Origin of the sequence: Caulobacter rhizosphaerae, assembly GCF_010977555.1 — a bacterium.
Classification (GTDB): domain Bacteria; phylum Pseudomonadota; class Alphaproteobacteria; order Caulobacterales; family Caulobacteraceae; genus Caulobacter; species Caulobacter rhizosphaerae.
The window spans coordinates 2,552,351-2,576,456 of sequence record NZ_CP048815.1; the positions used below are offsets into that span (position 1 = coordinate 2,552,351).

The following is a 24,106-nucleotide window of genomic DNA, read 5'->3' on the forward strand; positions in this document are numbered from 1 at the left end:
GGCGCATGCAGGCCCGCGGCCGGAAGCGTTTGATTACATTTCACCGCGTGACAGCCGGCGGGGGGGCGATTACAGGGGTTCGGGGGCGCTCCACGCGGGAATCGGAAGGCTTGGTGCGTAAGAGATTTGCCCTTGGCGTGACCGCGGCGACCCTGATGGTCGCAGGCCATGCCAATGCGGCCGAGCCTGCGGCGACCGTCACCGGGGTCGAAGACCGTGCGCTGCGCGAGGCGATCCAGCGCGCCATGACCGAGGCCAAGCAGCCGGCGCGCAGCCGCTCCGAAGCCCGCCGCCGAGCCCGCGACGCCGGCGACGAGGCCGTCGCCGTGCTGCGCTCGGAAGGCTATTACGGCTATGTCGTCGAACCGGACGTCTCCGAGGCCGATCCGCCGCGCGCCATTCTCAAGATCACGCCGGGGCCGGTCTTCGTGATCGCCGACCCCCAGCTGGCCTGGAGCGGAACGCCGCCCGACGAAGGCGTCGCCCAGCGGGCCCAGAGCGTCATCCGGCTGACGCCGGGCGCGCCGGGCCGGGCCGCCGACGTGTTGGCGGCCGAGGGGCGCGCGGTCTCCCAGGTGCAGCAGCTGGGCTATGCGGACGCCGCGGCCGAGCCGCGCGAGGTCGTGGTCGATCACGCCGACCACACGGTGCGTCCGACCTTCCACATCGCGGCCGGCGATCTGACCCATGTTGACGGCATACAGGTCGTCACCCAGGGACGCTCCAAGTCCGCCTGGGTGCAGCACCTGGCGCCCTGGAAGTCGGGCGACATCTATGAGCCCGACGACATCGCCGAGCTTGAGCGGCGGCTGCGCGACACGGGGGTCTATGACACGGTTTCGGTGTCGCTGGCCCCCAAGGACAAGGCGACTCCGGACGGCCTGCGGCCGGTGATCGTCACCCTGGCGGATCGCAAAGCCAAGACGATCGAGCTGGGCGCCAGCTATTCGAGCACCGACGGGCCGGGCGTGGACGCCAAGTGGATCCGGTACAACCGCCTCCACAGGGCCGACACCACCACCTTGACGGCGCGCCTGGCCAAGCTGGACAGCCGCCTGGAGGCCGAGCTGGCCCTGCCGCACTGGCGGCGCAGTCAGCAGACCTTGAAGCTGAACACCGCCATCTTCCGCGACAACACCGACGCCTATACCGAAACCGGCGCCCACATCGGTGCCGACCTGACGCGGCGTCTGCAGCCGACCATCTATCGTACCTACGGCGTGTCGCTGGACGTCTCGCAGATCGATTCGCCGACCACCGCCAACGGCGTGACCACCGACATCCGGCAGAACTTCGCCACCTTCACCTTACTGGGCGCGCAGGCCTGGGATCGGTCCGACAGCGTGCTGGATCCGACAAAGGGATGGCGGCTGGACGTGCGGGCCGAGCCGACCGCGATCACCGGCGACCTGACCATGGCCTTCATGAAGGTCCAGGCCCAAAGCACGGCCTATCTGCCGTTCGGCGAGGGCGCGCGCACCGTGTTGGCGGGCCGGATCAAGGCCGGGCAGATCCTGGGCGGCACCATGCCGGAGGTGCCGGCCTCCAAACGCTTCTACGCCGGCGGCGGCGGGTCGGTGCGCGGCTTTTCCTACCAGGCCATCGGGCCGCGGATCGACAACACCACCACGCCGCAGGGCGGCCTGTCGTTGCTGGAAAGCTCGCTCGAGCTGCGCCACAAGTTCACCGACACCTGGGGGGCGGTGGCCTTTATCGACGCCGGCGCTGTCGGGGTCGACAAATGGCCCAACGGCGATGATTTCGGAGTCGGCGTAGGCGTGGGCGTCCGCTACGACCTGGGCTTCGGGCCGATCCGGGCCGACATCGCCATGCCGGTCAGCCGGCGATCGGGCGACCCGGCGTTCCAGGTCTATATCAGCATCGGGCAGGCCTTTTGACCGACGCAGCCCCACCGCCTGAAGAGGGTGCGGACGCCGTCGCCGAGACGGCGACCAAGGTCGCGCGCAAGATCGGCTGGCCGGGCCTGGTCATCATCATTTCGGTCAGCCTGGTGGTGCTGGTCGCCGTGCTGCTGGGCGGCGTGCGCTTCGGCGCGATTACGCCTCAGGGCCGCGCCTTCCTGGAAGCTCGCACCAGCGGGCTGAAGCTGGGCCGCATCGGCCGGCTGAAGATCGAGGGCCTGACGGGCGACATCTGGAACGCGTTCGGGGTGCGCCGTCTGACGATCAGCGACGAAAAAGGCGTCTGGCTCGAGGCTGCCGACCTCTATGTCGACTGGCGCCCGGCCGAACTGTTCTACCGCCGGTTCCACGCCGACGAGATCACGGCCCGCCAGGTGGTGGTGCTGCGCCGCCCGACCTTGACCCCCGCGGGCAAGTCCAGCGTCGCGCCGGTTTCGGTGGACCTGGACCGGGTCGCCCTGCGCCTGATCACCCGGCCGGAATTCAGCCGTCAGGCCGGCGACTTCGACCTGAGCGGCGACTACGAGTCCGAGCGGCTGGGCGGCCAGAAAGGCGCCTTGAAGGCGATCAGCCGCCTGCATGTCGGCGATCACCTGAAGCTGGTTTTTGATCTCGGGCGCGACAAGACCCTGCTGCTCGACGCCGAGGCCCAGGAAGCCAATGGCGGAGCCCTGGCCGGGGCGATGGGGCTGTCGCCCGACCGGCCTTTCGACCTGAACGCCAAGGCCCACGGCACGATGAGCCAGGGCGCGTTCACCCTGCTGGCGCGGTCCGGCGACGCCACGCCGCTGAAGGCCGGCGGCGCCTGGACGCCACAGGGCGGTTCGGCGACGGGCCATATCGACCTGGCGGCCTCGACCCTTACCGACCGTGAGGAGAAGATGTTCGGAGCCGACGCCCGCTTCTCGATCGTCGGGCGCAAGAGCGGGGCGTTCAGTGACCTGGACGTGAAAGTCGACAGCCAGAACCTGAGCTTGGTCGCCCACGGCCCGGCCGACCTGGGCAAGCGGATCACCGCGCCCGCCGGACTGAACTTCTCCGCCAAGGTCGGGAACCTGTCGCGCGTGACGCCGCTGCCGACCATGGGCGCGGGCGTCGCGGAAGGCGTCCTTCACCTGGCCGGTGACGGTCTGTCGATCGACGGCCGGGTCGATGTCCGGGACTTGTCCCTGCTTGGTTATCGCCTGGCGCGTGTCCGGGGACCGGCTTCCGTCGGCTGGAAGCGGGGCGAGCTGAGCCTCAAGGGCGCGGCCACCAGCGAGGGCGGCGGCGGGCAGGGGCTGTTGGCCGTGCTGGGCCGCGCGCCATCGGCCCAGTTCGAAGGGGCGCGGCTGAAGGACGGTCGCTTCCTGATCCGTTCGGCCAAGGTCCAGGCCCCCAACCTGACCGTCATCGCCGAAGGCGAACGCGGCATCCTCGGCGGCCTGTCGTTCAAGGGCGAGGCCAGGGTCGGTTCCCTGTCCCCGGTTCACCCCGGCATGAAGGGGCAGGCGACGGCGCGATGGTCGGCCAGCCAAGGCGTCGGCAAGCCCTGGCTGCTGAGCGTCGATGCGCGGGGCGGCAACTTCGCGACCGGTCTGGCCGAACTCGACCGCCTGCTGGGCAAGACCCCGCGGCTGAACGCCCGGGCCTCCTGGGCCAACGAACGGTTGTCGGTGGCCGACGCCAAGCTGGACGGGGCAGCCGCCTCGGTCCGCGGCTCGGGCGTGCTCGGCCCGGGACCGGCGCTGGGCTTCAAGCTGGATTGGACCGCTACGGGACCGTTCGTCGCCGGGCCGATCGAGGTCGCCGGCAAGGCCAGGGGCACGGGCGCGGTGACCGGGACGCTGACGGCGCCCAGGGTCGACCTGATCGCCGACTTCGACTCCATCGACGTGCCGCGCCTGCCGCTGAAGGACGCTCACCTTGTCCTGTCGTTCGCCAAGCGAGCGGACGGCGGGGACGGGACGGCCTCCATCGCGGCGGGCAGCCAGTACGGGCCGGCCAAGGGGCGAGCGGCGTTCAGCTTCGCGCCGGGCGGGCTGGAGCTGTCCGACCTGGACGTCGACGCCGGCGGCGCCAAGGCCAAGGGCGCGGTGTCGCTCCGCAGCGGCCGCCCGGCCACGGCCGACCTCGTGGTGGCGGTCGGGCCGGGCGCCTTCCTGACCCAGGGCCGGGTCGCCGGCACGGCCAAGATCACCGACGGCCCGGCGGGGCCCGTGGCCCAGCTCGACCTGGCCGCCGACGACATCGTCGGCGGGGCGTGGAAGGTCCGGCATGCCGGCATCAAGGCGGCCGGTCCGATGGCGCGCCTGCCGCTGACCGTCGACGCGCGAGGCGAGGCTCCGTCCGGCCGCTGGAAGCTGAACGGCTCGGGCGTGCTGACCCAGTCGGGTCCGGAATACCTCCTGGCCCTCGACGCGGCCGGCGCCATGGCGCGCACCGAGATCAAGACCCGCGAAGCCGCCCAGATCCGGTTCGGCGGCCCGCGGACCAACGCCCGTCTGCGGCTGTCGGTTGGTGACGGCGCGGCCGATCTCGACGCCGACGTCGGCGGCGACCTGGCCACGCTGCGCGCCCAGCTGACCGGCGTCAGCCTCACCGCGATCAATCCCGACATGGCCGGCAAGGTCGACGCCCAACTGACGCTCAGCGGGTCGGGCCCGACCCTGACCGGCGAGTTCGACGCCAACCTGATCGGAGCCCGCGAGCGCGGTCCTCGCACCGACCGCGCCCTGAACGCCGAGATCCGTGGCGTGTTGCGCGACAACACCATGACGATCAACGCCACCAGCACCACCAGCCAGGGTCTGCAGGCCAGGGCCGAGGTGGTCCTGCCCACGGAGGCCTCGGCCAAGCCGTTCCACCTGGCGATCAATCGCCAGCGTGCGGTGCGCGGCCAGTTCACGGCCCAGGGCGAGATCAAGCCGTTGTGGGATCTCCTGGGCAGCTCCGAGCGCAGCGTGTCCGGCAAGATCGACGCCGAGGGCGAACTGGCCGGCACCCTGGCCGATCCGCGCCTGACGGGCCGCGCCAGCCTGGAGGGCGGCCGGGTCGACGACGGCCAGACGGGCCTCAGCCTGCGCGACGTCATCGTGCGCGTGGGCCTGGCCGACAACGCCATCGACGTTAGCCAGGTCTCGGCGGGCGACGGCCAGGGCGGCACGATGTCGGGCTCGGGCCGGATCAGCCTGGCCCGCGGCGGCCTGGGCAGCTTCAAGCTGGACCTGAAGGGCTTCCGGGTCATCGACAACGAACTAGCCTCGGCCACGGCCAGCGGCCAGACCACGGTCAATCGCGGCGCCGACGGCAAGGTCAAGATGGCCGGCGCCCTGGTCATCGACCGCGCCGACGTTTCGGCCCAGACCAAGACCCCGGCGGGCGTGGTCTCGATGGATGTCGTCGAGCGCAACCGGCCGGACGAGATGGACCAGGGCGTCGAGGCCCGAAAGGTCGAACCCGGCAGCGGCATGCTGCTGGACGTCACCCTGACCGCGCCGCGCCGCATCTTCGTGCGTGGTCGCGGGTTGGACGTCGAACTGTCGCTGAACGCCCATGTCGGCGGCTCGACCAACAGCCCGGTCCTGGACGGCGAGGCGCGGATGGTGCGCGGCGAGTACGATTTCGCCGGCAAGCGCTTCGAGTTCGACCAGAACGGCACGGTCCGCCTGGCCACGCAGCTGGACCGCATCCGGCTGGACCTGACCGCCACCCGCGAGGATCCGGCCCTGACCGCCGTGGTCAAGGTGCAGGGCACCGCGGCCAAGCCCGAGATCACCCTGACCTCCAAGCCCGAGCTGCCGCAGGACGAGGTGCTGTCGCAGGTGCTGTTTGGCTCGTCAGCCGCCAACCTGACCCCGATCGAGGCGGCGCAGCTGGCCTCGGCCCTGGCCGCCCTGGCCGGCGGCGGCGGCTTCGACGTGATCGGCAACCTGCGCAGCTTGGCCGGGCTGGACCGCCTGTCGTTCGCCGAGAGCGCCACGGGCATGACGGTCTCCGGCGGCAAGTACGTGACCGACGACGTCTATGTCGAGATCATCGGCGGCGGCCGTGAAGGCACTTCGGCCCAGGTCGAGTGGCGCGTGCGCCGGGCCCTGTCGCTGGTCTCCAAGATCGGCAGCCAGGGCGACGCCCAGCTTTCGGTCCGCTGGAGAAAGGACTACAACTAGCGCGCCTCCGCCTCGTCCGCGCCGTCGGCTCGACAAGCTGATGGAGGCATGCAGTGACCGATCCGAACTCCGACCCTGGCCTTGACCGGGCCGGGGCTTGTTCGGAGCAAGGCTGTTGCGCGGGCGACCGGTTTCCGGGTTCGAGGAAGCACGAATTGTCCGCGGCCCTTGGTTTAGTTTGAACTGAGGGAGACAGTGGATTCATGCGACTCAATGACGAGGATCGCGCCGTTCTGCGACATCTGGCCGATCAGGGCCCGCTGATCGTCGATCGTGCGGTCGCCTGGTGCGCCATCAACTCGGGAAGCCGGCACAGGGCTGGCCTCGAGCGCCAACGGCAAGTTTTGCTCGACGCCTTCGGAAACCTGCCGGCCGCGCCGACCGATATCCCGCTGGGCGCCTCGCCCGAGGTCGGGGCCGACGGTCGCGTCGGAGAGCAGACCCATCCGGCGGCGATCGCCGTGGTCGTGCGGCCCGAAGCGTCGGTGCAGGTCGTGCTGACCGGCCACTACGACACCGTCTATCCCGAGACCTCCGGCTTCCAGGCGGTCACGACGCGCCCCGACGGCGCGCTGCACGGTCCGGGGATCGCCGACATGAAGGGCGGGATTTCGGTGATGCTGGCGGCGCTGGAGGCCTTCGAGCGCCATCCGCTGGCCCACAAGGTGGGCTACCGCGTGCTGCTGTCGCCGGACGAGGAGATCGGTTCGGTGGCTTCGGCCCCGATCCTGGCCCAGTTCGCCCGCCTGGGGCATGTGGGCCTGACCTATGAGCCGGCCCTGGCCGACGGGGCGCTGGCCAGCGCCCGCAAGGGTTCGGGCAATTTCCATATCGTGGTCCACGGCAAGGCGGCCCATGCCGGGCGCGACTTCGCCGCCGGCCGCAACGCGGTGATGGAGGCCGCCCGCATCGCCCAGGCCCTGCACGCCCTGAACGGCCTGCGCGACGGCGTGACCTGCAACATCGCCAAGATCGACGGCGGTTCGCCGCTGAACATGGTGCCCGACGTGGCCGTGGTGCGGTTCAATCTGCGCTTCCCCGCCGCCGATGACGCCGCCTGGTTCGAAAGAGAGGTCGACAAGATCGTCGCGTCGACGGGCGAGGGGCTGCACGCTCACCTTCACGGCCGGATCACCCGCGGCGCGAAGCCGTTCAACGCCGCCCAGCAGCGACTGTTCGGGGCGATCAAGGACGTGGGCGCGCTGCTGGGCCAGGACATCGCCTGGAAGCCGTCCGGCGGGGTCTGCGAGGGCAACAACCTGTTCGCCTCGGGCCTGCCCAACGTCGACACCCTGGGGGTGCGGGGCGGCGACATCCACAGCGAGGCCGAGCACGCCTGGCCCGACAGCTTCGTCGAGCGCGCCCAGCTGTCGGCCCTGATCCTGATGAAACTGGCCAGCGGCGAGATCGACGGTCCGGCCCTGCGCGCCGCCATGACCGACCTCGCGGAGACCGTCTGAAACATGCTCGTCGTCCGCCCCGCCATGCCCGCCGATTTCGACAGCCTGATGGAGCTGGCCGTCCTGTCGGGTCGCGGCTTCACCAGCCTGCCCGAGGACGAACAGACCCTGCGCGCCCGCCTGGACCTGTCCCAGGCCAGCTTCCACTCCGAAGTCGCCGCGCCGGAGGCCTGGTACACCCTGATGCTGGAGGACCTGGCCGAAGGCGACGTCGTCGGCGTGGCCGGGGTCAAGGCGGGGGTGGGCTTGAAGCGCCCGCACTTCTCGTTCCGGGTGGTGACCCTGGCCCAGTCCTCGCCCACCCTGGACAAGCGCTTCGACCACCGGGCCCTGGTGCTGGTCAACGAATGCGCGGGCTGGTCCGAGGTCGGGTCCCTGTTCCTCAAGCCCGAGCGCCGCAAGGGCGGGGCTGGGCGACTGCTGGCCCAGTCGCGCTACATGCTGATCGGCCTGGAGCCGCAGCGCTTCGCCGAGATGGTGCTGGCCGAGCTGCGCGGCTGGTTCGACGTCGACGGCAGCTGTCCGTTCTGGGACCACGTCGCCAGCAAGTTCTTCCGGCTGGAGTTCGACGAGGCCGACATGATGAGCGCCTCGACCGACGGCCAGTTCATCCTCGACCTGGCGCCGCGCCATCCCATCTATGCCGAGCTGCTTCCGCAGGCGGCGTCCGAGACCATCGGCCGCGTGCACCGCGAGGGCGAGGCCGCCCGGGCCATGTTGGAGAGCGAAGGTTTCCGCTTTTCGGGCCTGATCGACATCTTCGACGCTGGTCCGACCGTGGCGGCGCGGCGCGACGACATCAAGACGGTGCGCGAGGGCCGGCGGCTGTGCGTGCGGTTGGGCGAGGACGCCTATGGCGAGGAGGCCCTGATCTGCTCGGGCGCGGTGGCCCGTTTCCGGGCGGTGCGCGCCCCGGTGCTGGTCGACGGCGAGAGCGCGATCATCGGACGGGACGCCGCGGCGGCCCTGGGCGTCAAGGACGGCGAAATGGTGCGGGTGAAGGCATGAGCGGCGGCGTGTTCATCGAGGGCGTCTGGCGGGCGGGCGCGGGGGCCGAGGCGACCTCGGTCGATCCGACCACCGGCGAGGTCATATGGCGCCAGGCGACGGCCAGTCCGGCCGACGTGGCGGCGGCGGTCACGGCGGCCCGCAAGGCCTTTCCGGCCTGGGCTGACTTGCCGCGCGAAGAACGCATCGCCGTCCTGCGCCGCTACAAGGACGTGCTGGTCGCCCGCACGGCGACCTTCGCCGAGGCCTTGAGCCGCGAGACGGGCAAGGCGTTGTGGGAGACCAAGGCCGAGCTGGGCTCGATGGCCGGCAAGGTCGACGCCTCGATCAGGGCCTATGACGAGCGGACCGGCGAGCACGCCAGCGACATGGCGTTCGGCCGCGCGGTGCTACGCCATCGCCCGCACGGGGTGATGGCGGTGCTCGGGCCGTTCAACTTCCCGGGGCACCTGCCCAACGGCCACATCGTGCCGGCCCTGCTGGCCGGCGACACGGTGGTGTTCAAGCCGTCGGAAGAGACGCCCCTGGCCGGCCAGCTGCTGATCGAGGCCCTGGAGGCGGCCGGCGTTCCCCCCGGCGTCATCAACCTGGTGCAGGGCGGCCGCGAGGTCGGCCAAGCCCTGATCGACCAGGAGATCGACGGCCTGCTGTTCACCGGTTCGGCGGCCGCCGGCGCCTTCTTCCGCCGCCACTTCGCTGACCGGCCCGACGTCATCCTGGCCCTGGAGCTGGGCGGCAACAACCCGCTGGTGGTCTGGGACGCCGGCGATCCCGAGGCCGTGGCGGCCCTGGTCGTGCAGTCGGCCTTCATCACCACCGGCCAGCGCTGTTCGTGCGCCCGGCGCCTGATCGTGTCGGACGACGCGGCGGGGCGGGCGGTGATCGACGCCGTGGCGGCCCTGTCCGAGCGCCTGGTGATCGGTCCCTGGAACGGTCGCGAGGAGCCCTTCATGGGGCCGCTGATCTCGGACCGCGCCGCCGCCCAGGCCTTGGCCGGCGCCAAGGCCATGCCCGGGAAGGCCGTGCGCGCCATGACGGGCGTCGACGGCCTGAGCGGGGCGTTCGTCTCGCCGGGCCTGGTCGACGTGACGGGCGAGACGGTGCCGGACGAGGAGCTGTTCGCGCCGCTGCTGCAGGTGCGTCGGGTCGCCTCCTTCGAGGACGCGATCGCCGCCGCCAACGCCACGCGCTACGGTCTGTCCGCGGGACTGATCTCCAATGAAACAACGCGTTGGGATCACTTCCTGAAGCGGATCCGGGCGGGCGTCGTCAACTGGAACCGGCCAACGACCGGCGCGGCCGGGACCATGCCGTTCGGCGGCCTGGGCAGTTCTGGCAATCATCGGCCCAGCGCCTATTACGCCGCCGACTACTGCGCCTATCCGGTGGCCAGTTTCGAGGCGCAAGGCGTGGTCAATACTCTCGGCGATATCAAGGGCCTGCACGAATGACCTCGCGCGCGGTCGAGGCCAATTGCGACGGCCTGGTGGGGCCGACCCACTCCTATGTCGGCCTGTCGCCGGGCAACATCGCCAGCCAGGCCAACGCCGGCGAAGTCTCCGATCCGCGGGCCGCGGTGCTGGAGGGCCTGACCAAGATGCGCAAGCTGGCCGACTGGGGCGTGCCGCAGTTCGTGTTGCCGCCGCACGAGCGTCCGGACCTGGCCCTGCTGCGGTCGATCGGCTTTTCGGGCTCGGACGCCAGCGTGCTGGAAAAGGCCTGGAAGGACGCGCCGGCCCTGGCGGCGGCGGCCTGCTCGGCCTCGCCGATGTGGGCGGCCAACGCCGCCACGGTGACGCCCAGCGCCGACACGGCCGACGGTCGCGTGCACTTCACCCCCGCCAACCTGCTGACCAACCTGCATCGCAGCCTGGAGGGGCCGCAGACCGCCCGGTCGCTCCGCCGCCTGTTCCCGGATGAGGCCCGGTTCGCCGTGCACGATCCGCTGCCGGCCCAACCGCACTTCGCCGACGAGGGCGCGGCCAACCATGTACGGCTGTGCGCCGAGCATGGGGAGTCGGGCGTGAACCTGTTCGTCTGGGGCCGTGAGGCCTGGGAACGCTGGGAAGGCCGCTATCCGGCCCGCCAGACCCGCGAGGCCTTCGAGGCGGTCGAGCGCCGTCACGGCGCGGCGCGCGGCGTGTTCGCCCGCCAGGGCCGGGCGGCGATCGACGGCGGGGCGTTCCACAACGACGTGGTCTGCGTCGGCACGCGTGAGTGCCTGCTGTTCCACGAGCGCGCCTTCGAGGATCGCGCGGCGATGGAGGCGGAGGTCCGCCGCGCCGCCGACGGCCTGTTCGAACCGGCCTTCGTCGAGATCAGCGAGGCCGACCTGCCGATGGAAGACCTGGTCAAGAGCTATCTGTTCAATTCCCAGCTCCTGGTCCTTCCCGGCGAGGATCGCCTGGTGCTGCTGGCCCCGGGCGAGACGCGCGACAATCCGCGAGCCCACGCAGCGGCGCAGGCGCTGGCCAGTTCGAACGGCCCGATCGGCCGGGTGGAGTATGTCGATGTGCGCCAAAGCATGCGCAATGGCGGCGGCCCGGCCTGTTTGCGGCTGCGGGTCGTGCTGACCGACGCTGAACTGGCCGCCGCGAACTCCGGCCAGCGGTTCGACGCGATCCTGCACGGGCGGCTGAACGCCTGGGCGGAGCGCCGCTATCGCGACCGCCTGGCGCCAGCCGACCTGGCCGACCCGTCGCTGATCGTCGAGAGCCGTGAGGCGCTGGACGAACTGACCGCGATCCTCGACCTTGGCGGCGACTTCTATCCGTTCCAGCGAGCCGCCTGATCATGCGCGACTTCACCGTTCGTCCCGCCACGGCTGATGACGCGGCCGCCGTCCTGGCGCTGCATCGCAAGGTCGCCGCCCAGCCTGGCGGCCTGGCCCGCCAGCCCGAGGAGGTGACGGCCGACTATGTCGCCCACGCTCTGGCGGCCTCTGCCGATGGCGGCGTGAACCTGGTCGCAGAGAGCGTGGACGGGGCGCTGTGCGGCGAATTGCACGTCGAGCGGATGAAGGTCGCGATCTTCGCCCATGTGCTGACCGACCTGACCGTGGCGGTCGATCCCGACTGGCAGGGCAGGGGCGTCGGCTCGGCCCTGTTCCGCGTCCTGATCGACACGGCCCGGAGCATGACGCCGCCGGTCGGCCGGATCGAGCTGTGGACCGGCGCGGCCAACACTGGCGCCCAGCGGCTCTACGAACGGCTGGGCTTCAGGATAGAGGGGCGGATGATCGGGCGCGGCCGGCTGCCGGACGGCACGGTCGACGACGACATCGTCATGGGCCTGCTGCTGGATTAGCGCTGACCGAGATTCGGGCGAGTGCGTGGTCCTCGTCCTTCGACAGGCTCAGGATGAGGACCATTTGCAAGCTCAGCGCTTAGAAAACCTCATCCTGAGCTTGTCGAAGGACGAGGTTTTAGGCCGCCTCAGTTGAATACGTTCTAGCCGCGCAGCGCCGCCAGGGCCTGGGGAAAACGCCGCGACAGGGGCGCCTCGACCGCGCCGAGCTCGACCGCGTAGTCGCCCGAGCCTTCGGGGCGCAGGCCGGTCACGCGAACCGGATTGACCAGCCAGGAGCGATGGGTGCGAACGAAACCATGTGCGGCCATGCCCGTCTCCAGCGCCCCCAGCGACGTCCGCATCAGCGGCCGCCGGCCGTCGGCCAGCAGGAACTCGGCATAGTTGCCGGCCGATCGCACGGCCACGATCTCGGAGACCGGCACGCGGACCAGGCGGGCCCCGTCGCGAATGTCGAAGTTTGCGGCCGCGGTCGCCGTCTGGACCTGGGCGGCGGCCTCGCGGGCGCTGCGCCTCAGCGACAGGTAGAAGATGATCGAGGCCAGGCCGTAGGCCAGCAGGTCCTTGCGGAACTCGTAGGGGAATTCCGTCGGCAACGGTCCGAACCGGTACGGGCCGTCCATCACGGCCAGATAGGCCAGCTTGCGCAGGGCCACGAAGCCGGCGACGTGCAGCACCGAATAGACCACGACCGCCGCCAGGTGGACGGGCAGGGCGCGCCACCAGCGCGGCCCCGTTCGCGTCGTCCACACCGCCACGGCGGCGGGGAGCGTGAAGATCACCATCGTCACCAGCGCGCTGCTGGCTTCCCAGATCGCGGGGGCCAGCGTGCCGAGGCGCGGCGCGTCATGGCGGACGGTCAGGACATTGACGACGGCGATGCAGGAAACCAGCCCCGCGCCCAGCAGCCAGGCGCGCCAGACGCCCTGGCGCTCTTCGCCGCTCATCCCGAAAAGCGCGCCGCTCGTCCCTGGGTGTTTTCCGCTCGTCCCTGCCGGCGGCCGCCCATCCCCCGGCGCTTGGCTGGCCTCGGCGGCATGGGCCACGACATTCGCATCGTTTTTCACGCCGGACGCCCCGTCATGCCCTTGACCGCTTCAATCCCTGACCGCCGCTACGACCTCGACTGGATTCGGGTCGGCGCGTTCTTCCTGTTGATTCTGTACCACGTCGGCATGTTCTACGTGCCCTGGGACTGGCACCTGAAGTCGCCACATCCGGTCGACGAGCTGGAACTGGCGATGTTCCTGACCAATCCCTGGCGCCTGATGTTGCTCTTTCTCGTTTCGGGAGCAGCGACCCGGTTCATGGCCGACAAGGTCACGGTCGGAAAGCTGACCGGCGCGCGGATCGCCCGCCTGCTGCCGCCGCTGCTGTTCGCGATGTTCGTGATCGTGCCGCCGCAGTCTTACTATCAGATCGTCGAATACGTGGCCGCCCATCCGGGCTCATCGCTGCACTTTGCCTCCTACGCGGAGTTCTGGACCAAGTACGTCACCGCTTCCGGCCGCTGGTGCACCCCGGAGGGTTGCCTGGTCACCCCGACCTGGAACCACATGTGGTTCGTGGCCTACCTGCTGTTCTACACCCTGGTGCTGGCCGGTCTGCTGCTGGTCTGGCGGCGACTGGGCGCCCATCTGCAGGCGGCCGCCGAGCTGGTGCTGCGCGGCCCGGGCCTGATCCTGTGGCCGATCCTGTTCCTGGGCCTGCTGCGCGCCACCCTCTACCCGCGCTTCGGCGAGACCCACGCCCTGGTCGGCGACCACTATGTCCACGCGGTGTCCTTCTCGGCCTTCCTGCTGGGGTTCGGGCTGGCCAAGTCCGAAGCGCTGCGCCAGCGGCTGATCGCGGTGCGTTGGCTAGCCCTGGTCCTGGCGGTCGCAGGCTATCTGGGCTGGGCGACCTACGCCTATGTCTATCGCAACGACACGCCGATCCCGCCCGAGTGGCTGCGCCCGATCATGCGCTTCGTGCAGGCCACCGACGCCTGGTGCTCGATCGCGGCCATTCTGGGCTTCGGGGCCAGGCATCTGAACCGGGGCGGACCCGTCCTGCGCTACCTGACGCTCGGCGTGTTCCCGTTCTACCTGGTCCACCAGACCCTGATCGTGGTGATGGCGCACCACCTGGCCAAGCTGGGCCTGCCGCAGCCGGTGGAGGCGTTGATCCTGGTCGTCCTCACCTTCGCCGGTTGCTTCGCGACCTACGAGGCCGTCCGGCGCATCCCCGGCGTGCGGATCCTGTTCGGCCTGAAGGGTCAACCGCCCGCCGAGGCCAGCCGCCCGCCGGTCTTCGCATAGGCCTGGGTGCCGGCGGTGATCACCCGGTCTGCGCTGGCGATCTCGGCGATGCCGAGATCGCTGGCGCCAGCCAGCCGGTCGTACAGCGGCCCGAAGTCGCGCAGGGTCACCGCCTGCAGCGTCTGGATCGAGGGAATGACGAAATAGACCTGCTGGAAGTCGTCGATCCGATAGGGGGTGCGCATCACCCGCTCCAGCTCGAAGCCGATGCGATTGGGGGAGGGATCGTCGAGGGCGAAGATCGACTCGGTGCGCGAGGAGACGATCCCGGCTCCATAGATCCGCAGGCCCTGCGGGGTCTCCATGAGGCCGAACTCGACCGTGTACCAATAGAGCCGGGCCAGGTTGGCCAGCCGCCCCAGGCCCAGGGCCCGCTGACCGCCCCGTCCGTAGGCCTGCATGTAGTTGGCGAACACCGGATCGGTCAGCATCGGGACGTGGCCGAAGACATCGTGGAAGATGTCGGGCTCCTGCAGGTAGTCCAACTGGTCGGGTCTGCGGATGAACTGGCCCGCGGGGAAGCGGCGGTTGGCCAGGTGATCGAAGAATACGTCATCGGGCACCAGGCCCGGCACCGCCACCACGCTCCAGCCGGTCAGGCGCTGGAGTTCGTCGTTGATCCGCCTGAAGTCGGGAATGCCGGAACGGTGCAGGTCCAACGCGTCGAGGCCGCGCAGGAATTCGTCGCAGACCCGCCCCGGCAGCAAGGCCGCCTGGCGTTCGTAAAGGGTGATCCAGACGTCGTGCTCGGCCTGGGAATAGTTTTCCCAACCTTGGTCGATCGTCCAATCGGCGGCCGCGCCGGGGGGCGGGCCGCTGCTAAAGCCGTCTGCGCTCATGAAACGACGTTACGCCCGGTTCGCGGCAAATTCCGTTCGGATTTTGCGCGAGAACCGAGATCGACCGGAGAGAGCTTGCGTCTAGTGCGAGATCCGGGGGCGAAGCTTGTAGGCGCCGTGGTCGAAGCTTTCGAAGATCACCGCCGTCTGCGGGTGACCCACGGGCTCGCCGGTCTCGTCGGCCAGCAGGTTCTGCTCGGAAACATAGGCGACATAGGTGTTGTCGTCGTTCTCGGCCAGCAGGTGGTAGAACGGCTGGTCCTTGGTCGGCCGGATGTCCTCGGGGATGGAATTCCACCATTCCTCGGTATTGGCGAACACGGGATCGACGTCGAACACCACGCCCCGGAAGGGGAAGATCCGGTGCTTGACCACTTGGCCGATCGCGAATTTGGCAAGTCTCGAATTCATGTCGAGCAGCCTACACGAGTCTCCTGACTAGAACCTGAACGTAGACTTCCGTCATCGGATGACAAGGCGAGGCCTTCCGGCGCGGGAATCTCGCCGCTATGCTCGCTTCCGAAGTGAGGCGGTTCGGCATGAATCGCCTGCGAGACAAGGTGGAACGACCATGTCGGAGGCGCCGAGAGCGCCCGGCGCGCCTCAGCCTTCGGGCTCGGGCCGGCGCCGGCCGTCGGCCGAGCAGTCGTGCTATGCGGCGCTCGACCTGGGTACGAACAACTGCCGCCTGCTGGTGGCGACGCCTTCGCCGCGCGGGTTTCGCGTCGTCGAGGCCTATTCCCGGATCGTGCGGCTGGGCGAGGGGCTTTCCCAGACGGGCCAGCTCTCGGACGAGGCCATGGACCGCTCCATGGCCGCCCTGAAGGTCTGCGCCGAGAAGATTCGCCGCCGCAAGGTGGTGCGCGTGAAGGCCGTGGCCACTCAGGCCTGCCGGGGTGCGACCAATGGTCCCGACTTCGTTCGTCGGGTGGCCGAGGAGACGGGCCTTCGGCTGCAGATCATCACGCCCAAGGAAGAGGCCCAGCTGTCGGTGGCCGGCTGCATGAGCCTGTTCGACCGTGACGCCGAGGCCGCCCTGGTGGTCGATGTCGGCGGCGGTTCGACAGAACTGTCGTGGGTGGATCTCAAGGGTGGCGGGCTGGACAGCAAGCCGCGCCAGTTCGCGGCCTGGAAGCTGCCGATCAAGGCCTGGCTGTCGATCCCGATCGGCGTGGTCACCCTGGCCGAGCGCTTTCCCGAGGGCGAGCGAGTGGAAGAGGGGTGGTTTCGAGCCATGGTCGACGCGGTCAAGGCCCGGATCGAAGCCTTCCCGCACGCCGAGCCGATGCGGCGGCTGTTCGAGAGCGGCCGCGCCCACATGGTCGGCACCTCCGGCGCGATCACCAGCCTGGCCGGCCTGCACCTGGGCCTGCCGCGCTACGACCGCAACATCGTCGATGGCCTTTGGATGCAGCGCCATGAATGCGAGGCCGCCGCCGACCGCTTGCTGACCCTGACCGCCAGGGAGCGGGCCCTTGAGCCCTGCATCGGCGCCGATCGGGCCGATCTGGTGCTGGCCGGGGCGGCGATCCTGCAGGCCGTTCAGGAGCTTTGGCCGTGTTCACGCGTGCGTGTCGCCGATCGGGGGCTTAGAGAGGGTCTCCTGATGTCCCTGATGTCCGATCAGCAGCAGAAGCCGCGCCGACGCCGGCGCGGCGGCTCCGGTCGGTCGTCCCGCCCCTCGACGGTGAACGCATGAACGACGAACCTCCCCGCAAGCGCATGGTCAAGCCGCCGGCCGGCGGCAACGAGAGCGGCCGCGCCAAGCCGGCGCGCCTGAAGACCGCCTTCGGCCGCACGCCCTCGCAGCAGGCCTGGCTGGAGCGCCAGATCAACGATCCGTTCTCGGCCAAGGCGCGGGCCCTGGGCTATCGCAGCCGGGCGGCCTTCAAGATCAGCGAGATCGACGACAAGTTCCATTTCTTCCGCAAGGGCTCCCGGGTCATCGACCTGGGGTGCGCCCCCGGCGGCTGGCTGCAGATCGCGGTCGAGCGCGGCGTGACCCAGCTGGTCGGCGTCGACCTGCTGCCCGTGGACCCGGTCGCCCCGGCCCACATCCTGGAGATGGACTTCACCGACCCGTCCTGTCCGCCCAAGCTGATCGAGCTGCTGGGCGGCGCGCCGGACCTGGTGATGTCGGACATGGCGCCCAACACCGTCGGCCACCGCGAGACCGACCACCTGCGCATCGTCGGCCTGATCGAGATCGGCGCCGAATTCGCGATTGAGGTGCTCAAGCCCGGCGGCGCCTTCGTCGCCAAGGCCTTCCAAGGCGGCGAGACGGCCGAGGTGATCGCTAGGCTGAAGAAGCACTTCGAGAAGGTCGTCCACTTCAAGCCCAAGGCCAGCCGCAGCGACAGCTCCGAGGTCTTCCTGGTAGCGACGGGGTTCAGGGGGCGGTAACGCCCTTCAGGATGCAATTAAAGCTTGCAGACTCTCTTTAGTTGCATTATGCCTGCTGATCAATTTTAACGTGATCTCAGGGCTGCGCCTGTTCGGCGCGCTCGCCATCGTTCCTCGTAAAGGAGGAGGTGTGCATGCCGCGTAAATCGGACAAAAAGAACTGTGCTTGCGAGGTCACTGGCGATGGGTTGGGCGTGGAGCCTGGCCGCCGGCTCTATGACCAGGACGCGACCGCCTGGCTTGTGGGGGAGGGCGTGCGGCACATGAACGCCGCCGACGCCGAGGGCGAGCTGGCCTATGTCCGAGTCCTCGAGTTGCTGCGAAAAACGGAGGAGGCCGCCTCGACGATCGCCCGGGTGGCGAGCATCGCGCCCGCCGAAGACATCAGTCTTCGTTGGTCTTTGCTCTACCTTCTAGCGGATCTCGAAGAAGCCCGAGGCCTGGATGTCTTCCTGGCGACCGCCCTTGAGGCGGTCCCCGCGCGGTCACGAGAAAGCCGAGGCTGCGAATCGGCCCGCGACGGCGAGATCTTGGTGCGGACGATGGCCATAGAAGGCCTCGGACGCCTGGCCAGCTCGGACAAGCACGCGCTCCACGCGTTGTTCGAGGTCATCGAGCGCCAGGCCGAGCCGGCGCTGCGCATCGAGGCCGTGAAAGCCGTCCTCTCGGTCGCCCCGGACCAGGTGGACCGGTTGAGAGAGATCCTGCCCGAGGACCTGCGGTTCGCCGTCGATATCAAGAAGGTCCGGGCCGAAGTCCTCGACGTCGATTTCGACTCCAAGGCCGTCGACAAGGTCAGGCGGACGCCGTCGCTGGACAAAACCGCGATCACGACGCCGCAATCGGGTTGCGGTCCCTGCTGCTAGAGGAGCCAGACGATGGCGACCTGCACGTTTAACGTTCCGGACCTCAATGCGTCCGGCGACAATCTCTACGGCCCCAAGATCTGCTCGCAGCCATTCATTGACTGGGCCTGGAACGCCTTCGACTTCGACAAGGGCGACTGGGACGACGGCTTCGGCTGGGACGCGGTGTGCGACAACCGGCAGCCGCTGTCGCGCACCATGAGCGGCATCTGGTGCCTGACCTATTCGGCCGAAAACTATCAAAACGAGTCCTACGACAGCAACATCCTGCAGTGGGGCTGCCGCTTCGCACGCAACGCCATCGATGAACTGGACGGCCGTTGCGGATCGGCGGGCAAGATCGCCTGGACCCAGTGGGGGCCGTTCATCGACAACAAGACCGAGCTCTATCTGTCCTACTTCGCCCAGGCGGTGAGCCTGCGGGCGGGCACCTTGGTGCATGAGGCGCGTCATGCCGATGGACGGGGCCATGACGCCGGCGACCGGGATTCGAGCTGGGGCTACAACGGAGCCTGGCGCTGGCAGGTCTGCTGGCTGTCGTGGTTCGCGTCGGCCGGCACGCGGACCTCGACCGCGATGAAGACCCTGGCCCGGCAGCGCGCCAACAATATTCTCAACAGCGATTTCGTCGTCCACCCGGGTTTCAACGTCTGACAGCGGCCTGGCCGTCGGTCGGCGGCGTCCGGAGACCGGCGTGACTTCGCTCCCAACCAGTGTCTGACTCTTTCGAAGCGAAAATTCATCTCCATTTCCAAGGCCAGGCGGGTCGACACGGACGAGCTCCGTAGGTATACGCGGCTCGCAAAATGGAGACTCCAATGGAGATTCGCGAAGGGCTCACCTTCGACGACGTTTTGCTCGAACCCGGTCCGTCAGACGTCATGCCCACCCAGGTGACGACCGAGACCAAGTTCACGCGTGAAATCAGTCTGAACATCCCGCTCGTGTCCGCGGCCATGGACACGGTGACCGAAAGCCGCCTCGCCATCGCCATGGCTCAGGCCGGCGGCATGGGCATCCTGCACCGCAACCTGACGGTGGACGAGCAGGCCGACCACGTGCGCGAAGTGAAGCGCTACGAAAGCGGCATGGTCATCAATCCGCTGACCATCAATCCCGAAACTACCCTGGCGGAGATCCGCGAGATCAAGGCCCGGCGCAAGATCTCGGGCTTCCCTGTGGTCGAGGCCAAGAGCGGCAAGCTGGTCGGCATCCTGACCAATCGCGACATGCGCTTCGAGGGCGACGACAAGGTGCCGGCCTCGGCGCTGATGACCCGCGACAACCTGATCACGGTGTCGGAAGGCATCGATCACCGCGAGGCGCGCGAGCTGCTGCGCAAGCACAAGATCGAGCGCCTGATCGTGGTCGACGACGCCTATCGCGCCGTCGGCCTGATCACCGTCAAGGACATCGAAAAGGCCCAGGCCCACCCCCTGGCCGCCAAGGACGACAAGGGCCGGCTGCTGGTCGGCGCGGCTTCGACGGTCGGCGACGCCGGCTTCGAGCGCTCGATGGGCCTGGTCGACGCCGGCGTCGACGTCGTCGTCATCGACACCGCCCACGGCCACTCCAGCCAGGTCGCCCAGGCGGTCAGCCGCCTGAAGCGCGAAGCCAACCGCGTGCAGATCGTGGCCGGCAACATCGCCACCTACGACGCCGCCCGCGCCCTGATCGACGCCGGCGCCGACGCGGTGAAGGTCGGCATCGGCCCGGGCAGCATCTGCACCACCCGCATCGTCGCGGGCGTGGGCGTGCCCCAGCTGACCGCCATCGCCGAAGCCGTCCGCGCGGCCCGCGAGAGCGGTACCCCGGTCATCGCCGACGGCGGCATCAAATATTCCGGCGACCTGGCCAAGGCCATCGCCGCCGGGGCCTCGACCGCCATGATGGGCTCGATGTTCGCCGGCACCGAAGAGGCGCCTGGCGAGGTGTTCCTGTACCAGGGTCGCTCGTACAAGAGCTATCGCGGCATGGGCTCGGTGGGCGCCATGGCCCGCGGCTCGGCCGACCGCTATTTCCAGAAGGACATCACCGACAGCTTCAAGCTGGTGCCTGAAGGCATTGAAGGGCAAACGCCTTTCAAGGGGCCGATCGCGCCGGTGCTGCACCAACTGGTCGGCGGCCTTCGGGCGGCCATGGGCTATGTCGGCGCGCCGGACATCGCCGAGTTCCAGAAGCGGGCGCGCTTCGTGCGGATCACCGGCGCCGGCCTGCGGGAGAGCCACGTCCACGACGTGATGATCACCCGGGAAGCGCCGAACTATCCGAGCGCGGTCTAACCGGTGCGGATGGCCCTCGAACTTCAGATGCTGGGCTGGGCCGTCGTCATCGGCCTGGTCCATCTGATCTGGGCGGCCGCGGCCGCCCAGCCGCAGCGCGGTCTGAAGTGGCACGTGGGTCCGCGCGACACGCCGGTGGTGCTGACGGGCATGGCGGGGCGTCTCGAACGCGCCTTCGCCAATTTCCGCGAGACCTTTCCGCTCTTCGCCGCCGCCGTGCTGGTCGCCTATCTGGGCGGCCGGCTGGGCATACTCTCGGCCCATGGCGCGGTGCTCTATGTCGGGGCGCGGGCGATCTATACCTTTCTCTATGCCTTCGGCGTGCCGGTCGCCCGGTCGCTGGCTTGGCTGGCTTCCCTGATCGGCATTGGCCTGATCCTGGCGGCTCTGGTGATCTGAAAGCAAAAATGCGCGACGGCGGCAGACTAGCAGCGGCGATCGAGGTCCTCACCGAGATCGAGACGCGTCATTTTCCCGTACGGATGGCGCTGAAGCGCTGGGGTGAGGGCGCGCGCTATGCGGGCTCCAAGGACCGCGCCTTCGTGTCGGGCCTGGCGCTGGACGCTCTGCGTCGCAAGCGGTCGCTGGGCTGGATGATGGGCGACGACAGCCCGCGCGGCGTGGTCCTGGGCGTGCTGGCCCACGACTGGAAATGGTCTGCGGATCGGATCGCGGAGGCGGCGGGCGAAGACCACGGCCCCGGCGCCCTGACCGATGCGGAGCGCGAACGTCTGGCCGCGCCCCGCTCGCTGGCCGACGCCCCGGCCCCGGTGGCCGGCGACTACGCCGACTGGCTGCAGCCGCACCTGGCGCGCGCCCTGGGCGCCGACCACGGGGCCGAGATGGCCGCGTTGGCCGAGCGCGCGCCCGTCGACCTGCGCATCAACCTCCTGAAGACTGACGTCGAGCGGGGCGGCAAGGCGGTGGCCCTGATCGGCGCCGAACCGGCCGGCGTCCTGGACACGGCCTTCCGCATCCCCGCGCCCGGCGCCGCCGACCGCACGCCGTCGGTCGAGGCCGTGCCGGCCTTCTCCAAGGGCTGGTTCGAGGTGCAGGACCTGGGCTCGCAGATCGCCGCCGCTACCGCCGGACCGATCAAGGGCAAGCAGGTGCTGGACTTCTGCGCCGGGGGCGGGGGTAAGACCCTGGCCCTGGCGGCCGCCATGGGCAACAGCGGCCAGATCTACGCCCACGACAGCGACGCCCGCCGCCTGGCTGACACCATCCGCCGCGGCCAGAGGGCAGGGGTCCGCAACCTGCAGATCCGCTCGCCGATCGAGGGCGAGCCGTTGAAGGGGCTGGAAGGCAAGCTGGACCTGGTGTTCGTCGACGCCCCCTGTACTGGCTCGGGGACCTGGCGCCGACATCCGGACGCCAAGTGGCGCCTGTCGCCTGACCAGCTGGCCAAGCGCCAGATCGAACAGGACGCGGTGCTGGCCGATGCTTCCGACTTCGTGAAGCCGGGTGGCCGCCTGATCTATGTCACCTGCTCGCTGCTGGCGGAGGAGAACGAGGATCGCGTGGCGGCCTTCGTCGAGCGCCATCCGGGGTTCTCGGTGAAGCCGATCGCCGTGGCCGGGCTCGAACAGCATCTGACGCCGGAAGGCTACTTGCGCCTGACCCCGCATCGCGCCGGCACCGACGGCTTCTTCGCCGCCGTGATCGAGCGCGGGTCTTACGTGCCCTAGAGCCGGCCCGACCCTTACGGTCGGGATGAAGGGCTCGCCGAAGAATGAGATTTCTCCCGACAGGGAGACCGAACCGAAACGACACGCTGGAGAACGCCTGACCATGACCGCCGAACCCCACCACCAGCGCGTCCTGATCGTCGATTTCGGCAGCCAGGTCACTCAGCTGATCGCGCGCCGGGTGCGCGAGGCCGGCGTCTATTGCGAGATCCACCCGTTCGACAAGGCCGAGGCTCTGGTCGACGACTACAAGCCCGCCGCCATCATCCTGTCGGGCGGTCCGGCCAGCGTGCTGGAAGAAGACAGCCCTCGCATCGGCCGCAAGCTGTTTGACCTGGGCCTGCCAATGCTGGCCATCTGCTACGGCCAGCAACTGCTGTGCGACGTGCTGGGCGGCAAGGTCGAGGGCGGTCACGCCGGCGAATTCGGCCGCGCCGAGTTGACGGTCGGCAAGGTCAGCCCGCTATTCCAAGGCTTGGCCGGTGTCGGCGAGCTGGAAACCGTCTGGATGAGCCATGGCGACCGCGTCACCGCCATCCCGGAAGGTTTCGAGGTCGTCGCCACCTCGACCGGCGCGCCGTTCGCCGCCATCGCCAACGACGCCAAGAAGATCTACGCCGTCCAGTTCCACCCCGAGGTGGTGCACACGGTCAACGGCGCGCGGATCTACAAGAACTTCCTGGCCCTGGCCGGCCTGAAGGGCGACTGGACCATGGCGGCCTTCCGCCAGGAGATGGTCCAGAAGATCCGCGACCAGGTCGGAGACGGCAAGGTGATCTGCGGCCTGTCGGGCGGCGTCGACAGCTCGGTGGCCGCCGTCCTGATCCACGAAGCGATCGGCGACCAGTTGACCTGCGTGTTCGTCGACACCGGCCTGCTGCGCAAGAACGAGGCCGACCAAGTCGTCACGCTGTTCCGCGACCACTACAACATTCCGCTGATCCACGTGGACGCGGGCGACCTGTTCCTGGGCGAGCTGGCTGGGGTCAGCGACCCGGAGACCAAGCGCAAGACGATCGGCAAGTTGTTCATCGACGTGTTCGACAAGGAGGCCGCCAAGATCGACGGCGCGGCGTTCCTGGCCCAGGGCACGCTTTATCCCGATGTGGTCGAAAGCGTTTCGGCCCGAGGCGGCCCCTCGGCGGTGATCAAGAGCCACCACAATGTCGGCGGCTTGCCCGACTACATGAAGCTGAAGCTGGTCGAGCCGCTGCGCGAGCTGTTCAAGGACGAGGTCCGCGCCCTGGGCGTCGAGCTGGGCCTGGCCCCGGCCTTCGTCGGCCGCCACCCGTTCCCCGGCCCGGGCCTGGCCATCCGCATTCCAGGCGAGATCACGCCCGAGAAGGTCAAGGTCCTGCAGGACGCCGACGCCATCTACCTGGAGGAGATCCGCAAGGCCGGCCTGTACGACAAGATCTGGCAAGCCTTCGCCGTGCTGCTGCCGGTCAAGACGGTCGGTGTGATGGGCGACGCCCGCACCTACGAAAACGTCCTGGCCCTGCGTGCGGTCACCTCGACCGACGGCATGACCGCCGACTTCTTCGAGTTTCCCTGGGATGTGCTGGGCAAGACGGCCACCCGGATCATCAACGAGGTCCGCGGCGTCAACCGGGTCGTCTACGACGTGACGTCAAAGCCGCCAGGCACGATTGAGTGGGAATGATTCAGGGTCCTTCCGGGACCTTCGCGAACCATCCACGATATCGCCTAAATCATTGAAATAATTTGTGTTCTGCCTCCCCAACGATCGGCGACGATCGGGGGGAGCCAGTTCACTTTTCGTGTGGCTGACGGTAAGCCTACGACCTTGCTCGCGAGGGCGAGCGGCTGATACCGTCACGACAAGTCAGGCCTGACGGTACTTTTTCCAGCATCAAGCCCCTG

General features: G+C 69.1%; 19 protein-coding genes. 16 read left to right on the forward strand and 3 right to left on the reverse strand.

Annotated elements, in window-relative coordinates:
- Nucleotides 1-113: 113 nt before the first annotated feature.
- From G3M57_RS11790 to G3M57_RS11820, 7 genes are all read left to right on the forward strand, one after another.
- Nucleotides 114-1,898, forward strand: coding sequence for an autotransporter assembly complex protein TamA (locus G3M57_RS11790; RefSeq protein ID WP_444542189.1), 1,785 nt, complete (start codon nucleotides 114-116; stop codon nucleotides 1,896-1,898).
- Nucleotides 1,895-6,070, forward strand: a complete 4,176-nt coding sequence (locus G3M57_RS11795; RefSeq protein ID WP_163230679.1) for a translocation/assembly module TamB domain-containing protein — start codon at nucleotides 1,895-1,897, stop codon at nucleotides 6,068-6,070. The genes G3M57_RS11790 and G3M57_RS11795 overlap by 4 nt, the downstream gene beginning before the upstream one ends.
- 203 nt (nucleotides 6,071-6,273) lie before the next feature.
- Entirely contained in the window at nucleotides 6,274-7,530 is a 1,257-nt protein-coding gene (locus G3M57_RS11800; RefSeq protein ID WP_163230681.1) for a hydrolase, read from the forward strand.
- A gap of 3 nt (nucleotides 7,531-7,533) precedes the next feature.
- Complete coding sequence (locus tag G3M57_RS11805; RefSeq protein WP_163230683.1) at nucleotides 7,534-8,538, forward strand: arginine N-succinyltransferase; 1,005 nt, start codon at nucleotides 7,534-7,536, stop codon at nucleotides 8,536-8,538.
- Nucleotides 8,535-9,989, forward strand: a complete 1,455-nt coding sequence (astD, locus tag G3M57_RS11810) for a succinylglutamate-semialdehyde dehydrogenase (RefSeq protein ID WP_163230685.1) — start codon at nucleotides 8,535-8,537, stop codon at nucleotides 9,987-9,989. Before G3M57_RS11805 ends, astD begins: the two co-directional genes overlap by 4 nt.
- Nucleotides 9,986-11,329 (forward strand): N-succinylarginine dihydrolase, encoded by a 1,344-nt coding sequence (astB, locus tag G3M57_RS11815; RefSeq protein ID WP_163230687.1) that lies wholly within the window; start codon nucleotides 9,986-9,988, stop codon nucleotides 11,327-11,329. Before astD ends, astB begins: the two co-directional genes overlap by 4 nt.
- 2 nt (nucleotides 11,330-11,331) lie before the next feature.
- A complete protein-coding gene (locus tag G3M57_RS11820; protein WP_163230689.1) occupies nucleotides 11,332-11,844 on the forward strand; it encodes a GNAT family N-acetyltransferase in 513 nt (170 codons plus the stop codon).
- A 143-nt stretch (nucleotides 11,845-11,987) separates the two neighbouring features.
- On the opposite strand, the gene G3M57_RS11825 is transcribed toward G3M57_RS11820, so the two are convergent.
- Nucleotides 11,988-12,791 (reverse strand): LytTR family DNA-binding domain-containing protein, encoded by an 804-nt coding sequence (locus G3M57_RS11825; protein ID WP_163230691.1) that lies wholly within the window; start codon nucleotides 12,789-12,791, stop codon nucleotides 11,988-11,990.
- Between the two features lie 135 nt (nucleotides 12,792-12,926).
- Here G3M57_RS11825 and G3M57_RS11830 point away from each other — a divergent pair, with 135 nt between their 5' ends.
- The gene (locus tag G3M57_RS11830; protein ID WP_163230693.1) at nucleotides 12,927-14,144 is read left to right on the forward strand and encodes an acyltransferase family protein; all 1,218 of its coding nucleotides are present in this window, start codon (nucleotides 12,927-12,929) and stop codon (nucleotides 14,142-14,144) included.
- Here G3M57_RS11830 and phhA read toward each other — a convergent pair.
- Together phhA and hspQ are read right to left on the reverse strand one after the other, a co-directional pair.
- Nucleotides 14,102-14,983, reverse strand: a complete 882-nt coding sequence (gene phhA, locus G3M57_RS11835) for a phenylalanine 4-monooxygenase (protein ID WP_163230695.1) — start codon at nucleotides 14,981-14,983, stop codon at nucleotides 14,102-14,104. The genes G3M57_RS11830 and phhA overlap by 43 nt on opposite strands.
- A gap of 81 nt (nucleotides 14,984-15,064) precedes the next feature.
- Nucleotides 15,065-15,394, reverse strand: a complete 330-nt coding sequence (gene hspQ / locus G3M57_RS11840; protein ID WP_035077215.1) for a heat shock protein HspQ — start codon at nucleotides 15,392-15,394, stop codon at nucleotides 15,065-15,067.
- Between the two features lie 160 nt (nucleotides 15,395-15,554).
- On the opposite strand from hspQ, the gene G3M57_RS11845 reads away from it, so the two are divergent.
- The 8 genes from G3M57_RS11845 to guaA all read left to right on the forward strand — a co-directional run bounded on the left by G3M57_RS11845 (nucleotide 15,555) and on the right by guaA (nucleotide 23,885).
- A complete protein-coding gene (locus G3M57_RS11845) occupies nucleotides 15,555-16,682 on the forward strand; it encodes a Ppx/GppA phosphatase family protein (RefSeq protein ID WP_056751314.1) in 1,128 nt (375 codons plus the stop codon).
- Nucleotides 16,679-17,386, forward strand: coding sequence for an RlmE family RNA methyltransferase (locus G3M57_RS11850; protein ID WP_056751311.1), 708 nt, complete (start codon nucleotides 16,679-16,681; stop codon nucleotides 17,384-17,386). Before G3M57_RS11845 ends, G3M57_RS11850 begins: the two co-directional genes overlap by 4 nt.
- 263 nt (nucleotides 17,387-17,649) lie before the next feature.
- Nucleotides 17,650-18,252, forward strand: a complete 603-nt coding sequence (locus tag G3M57_RS11855; protein WP_163230697.1) for a hypothetical protein — start codon at nucleotides 17,650-17,652, stop codon at nucleotides 18,250-18,252.
- Nucleotides 18,253-18,264: 12 nt separating this feature from the next.
- Nucleotides 18,265-18,906: a hypothetical protein gene (locus G3M57_RS11860; protein WP_163230699.1), complete on the forward strand. Its 642-nt coding sequence runs from the start codon at nucleotides 18,265-18,267 to the stop codon at nucleotides 18,904-18,906.
- Between the two features lie 164 nt (nucleotides 18,907-19,070).
- Nucleotides 19,071-20,534, forward strand: a complete 1,464-nt coding sequence (gene guaB, locus G3M57_RS11865; protein WP_163230701.1) for an IMP dehydrogenase — start codon at nucleotides 19,071-19,073, stop codon at nucleotides 20,532-20,534.
- Between the two features lie 3 nt (nucleotides 20,535-20,537).
- Nucleotides 20,538-20,933, forward strand: coding sequence for an MAPEG family protein (locus G3M57_RS11870; RefSeq protein WP_163230703.1), 396 nt, complete (start codon nucleotides 20,538-20,540; stop codon nucleotides 20,931-20,933).
- An 8-nt stretch (nucleotides 20,934-20,941) separates the two neighbouring features.
- Nucleotides 20,942-22,222, forward strand: a complete 1,281-nt coding sequence (locus tag G3M57_RS11875; protein WP_163230705.1) for an RsmB/NOP family class I SAM-dependent RNA methyltransferase — start codon at nucleotides 20,942-20,944, stop codon at nucleotides 22,220-22,222.
- Between the two features lie 103 nt (nucleotides 22,223-22,325).
- Nucleotides 22,326-23,885, forward strand: a complete 1,560-nt coding sequence (guaA, locus tag G3M57_RS11880; RefSeq protein WP_163230707.1) for a glutamine-hydrolyzing GMP synthase — start codon at nucleotides 22,326-22,328, stop codon at nucleotides 23,883-23,885.
- Nucleotides 23,886-24,106: the final 221 nt, after the last annotated feature.

Excerpts from the sequence above, each read along its gene's own strand:
- hspQ (WP_035077215.1), bottom strand. The coding sequence starts at position 15,394 with ATGAATTCGAGACTTGCCAAATTCGCGATCGGCCAAGTGGTCAAGCAC.
- G3M57_RS11850 (WP_056751311.1), top strand. The coding sequence starts at position 16,679 with ATGAACGACGAACCTCCCCGCAAGCGCATGGTCAAGCCGCCGGCCGGC.
- G3M57_RS11855 (WP_163230697.1), top strand. The coding sequence starts at position 17,650 with ATGAACGCCGCCGACGCCGAGGGCGAGCTGGCCTATGTCCGAGTCCTC.
- phhA (WP_163230695.1), bottom strand. The coding sequence starts at position 14,983 with ATGAGCGCAGACGGCTTTAGCAGCGGCCCGCCCCCCGGCGCGGCCGCC.
- G3M57_RS11830 (WP_163230693.1), top strand. The coding sequence starts at position 12,927 with ATGCCCTTGACCGCTTCAATCCCTGACCGCCGCTACGACCTCGACTGG.
- astB (WP_163230687.1), top strand. The coding sequence starts at position 9,986 with ATGACCTCGCGCGCGGTCGAGGCCAATTGCGACGGCCTGGTGGGGCCG.
- G3M57_RS11825 (WP_163230691.1), bottom strand. The coding sequence starts at position 12,791 with ATGAGCGGCGAAGAGCGCCAGGGCGTCTGGCGCGCCTGGCTGCTGGGC.
- G3M57_RS11800 (WP_163230681.1), top strand. The coding sequence starts at position 6,274 with ATGCGACTCAATGACGAGGATCGCGCCGTTCTGCGACATCTGGCCGAT.
- guaA (WP_163230707.1), top strand. The coding sequence starts at position 22,326 with ATGACCGCCGAACCCCACCACCAGCGCGTCCTGATCGTCGATTTCGGC.
- G3M57_RS11820 (WP_163230689.1), top strand. The coding sequence starts at position 11,332 with ATGCGCGACTTCACCGTTCGTCCCGCCACGGCTGATGACGCGGCCGCC.
- G3M57_RS11845 (WP_056751314.1), top strand. The coding sequence starts at position 15,555 with ATGTCGGAGGCGCCGAGAGCGCCCGGCGCGCCTCAGCCTTCGGGCTCG.
- astD (WP_163230685.1), top strand. The coding sequence starts at position 8,535 with ATGAGCGGCGGCGTGTTCATCGAGGGCGTCTGGCGGGCGGGCGCGGGG.
- G3M57_RS11805 (WP_163230683.1), top strand. The coding sequence starts at position 7,534 with ATGCTCGTCGTCCGCCCCGCCATGCCCGCCGATTTCGACAGCCTGATG.
- guaB (WP_163230701.1), top strand. The coding sequence starts at position 19,071 with ATGGAGATTCGCGAAGGGCTCACCTTCGACGACGTTTTGCTCGAACCC.
- G3M57_RS11860 (WP_163230699.1), top strand. The coding sequence starts at position 18,265 with ATGGCGACCTGCACGTTTAACGTTCCGGACCTCAATGCGTCCGGCGAC.
- G3M57_RS11875 (WP_163230705.1), top strand. The coding sequence starts at position 20,942 with ATGCGCGACGGCGGCAGACTAGCAGCGGCGATCGAGGTCCTCACCGAG.